This window comes from Enterococcus sp. CSURQ0835 (assembly GCF_902706605.1).
Lineage (GTDB): Bacteria > Bacillota > Bacilli > Lactobacillales > Enterococcaceae > Enterococcus_A.
The window spans coordinates 1-1,615 of the sequence record NZ_CACSLH010000067.1; the positions used below are offsets into that span (position 1 = coordinate 1).

The window sequence follows — 1,615 nt, forward strand, 5'->3', positions numbered from 1 at the left end:
GAAAGACTAACTATTATAAGTCAAGTGATAAATCATAGATTCCAGAAATGCGAATAATAACAATAGATCTTAAAATATGTGCACACCAAATAGACTTAATAAATAGTTGATTTTTTTAAATCTGTATTTTGTAAGGTTCGTTTTTCGTAAGAATCGCATGAATCGTATACGTAAGCTTTCTAGCTACTGCGCCAACTGCAGTGAGGTGATGTTTCCCTGCTGCTCGCTTTTTTTGATAGTAAGTACTGAATACTGGATCATTAAAGGATGCAATAAAAGCTGCGGAGAATAAGGCTTTTCTTAAATAGGGTGATCCACGTTTACTCATCACATTGTGCGTAGATTCGTATTCTCCAGACTTAGTGACTGATGCATCAATTCCTGCATAGGCAACTAGTTTAGAGGCAGTTGAGAAACGGGTGATATCACCAATTTCGCCTAGAATTGCGGCCCCGTTGACTGGACCAATGCCTGGAACCGTCAGGATAACAGAATCTAGCTGATCCATAATATTTTTAATTTCTTTCTCAACTTCGTTGATTTGGTTTTCTAAGAACTTAATCTGTTCAATCATTGAACGAAGCTGAAAGACATACGCTTCTTGAGCGAAGCGAACACCAAAAGATGATGATGCGGCTTGCTTGATGGCTTCGGCTTTATCTATTCCAAGACGACCTCTACTCGCAGTTTTTAAAGCCTGCGCAATTTCGTCAGCGGTGACTTCTTCGAGTGATTCAGGTGAGCTGTAGGTAAGAAGCAATTCCTTTGAAGCGGCACCGAACAATCCTTGTCGGTTAAATAAAGTTTCGTATTCTGGAAACAACTGATCTAAGACAGCGATGACCTTCCTTTTGAAATCACTCGTTGTTCCGACTAGATAAGTTCTGTAACGAGAAAGGTTCTTCAAGGACATCACATTTTCATCCGTGAGGGTTGTATGCGTGAAATCACCGTACCGAATGAGATCCGCAATTAGCACCGAGTCAATCGTATCCGTTTTTCGTTTACGAATCTCGGTGGCGTTACGCCAGCCATCCGTTTGAATAGGATTTAAAACATGTATTAGAAAACCTTTTTCGTCAAGATACGAGAAAAGTGCGAGCCAGTAATGACCGGTTGCCTCCATCCCAACGATGAAGTCCGCAGAAGAACCAGAAAACTTATGTAAGGCACCGAAGAGCGCCTCAGCTCCGGCAGACGAGTTTGAAAAAGAGAAACCTTTGAGGAGAACCTTACCGGCCTCATCCATAATGGAAGCAGCGTGTGTACGTTTGCCAATATCAATACCCAGGTAAAACATAAGCGCACCTTCTCACCTTCTTAAGTTTATTAGGATTGATTGCCACTCATCTGAAAAGCGTCACTACCTTGTTCGAGATACGGAGTAAGGCACAAGACCTTCAACATCTAACTCATTCGCAATCTGCCAAACAGAGAGAGGGGCCAGTCTTTCAAGTGCGAGTTCATAGCTCAAGGAGTCGGCGGCCTACCTCTCAATCCTTATCTATATTATCTCAGAGCTACTGAGGTAATACCAAATTTAATAACACAGGTTCATAGGGTTGTCCTTACAAATCGTGAAGATTAAAACCCTAAATACAATATACAAGGAGTA

The 1,615-nt window shown here is 41.4% G+C and carries 1 protein-coding gene; it reads right to left on the reverse strand.

Annotated features, from left to right (window positions below; all coding sequences use genetic code 11):
• Positions 1-115 precede the first annotated feature (115 nt).
• A complete protein-coding gene (locus GVJ38_RS14100; RefSeq protein ID WP_159723813.1) occupies positions 116-1,300 on the reverse strand; it encodes an IS110 family transposase in 1,185 nt (394 codons plus the stop codon).
• Between the last annotated feature and the right edge of the window lie 315 nt (positions 1,301-1,615).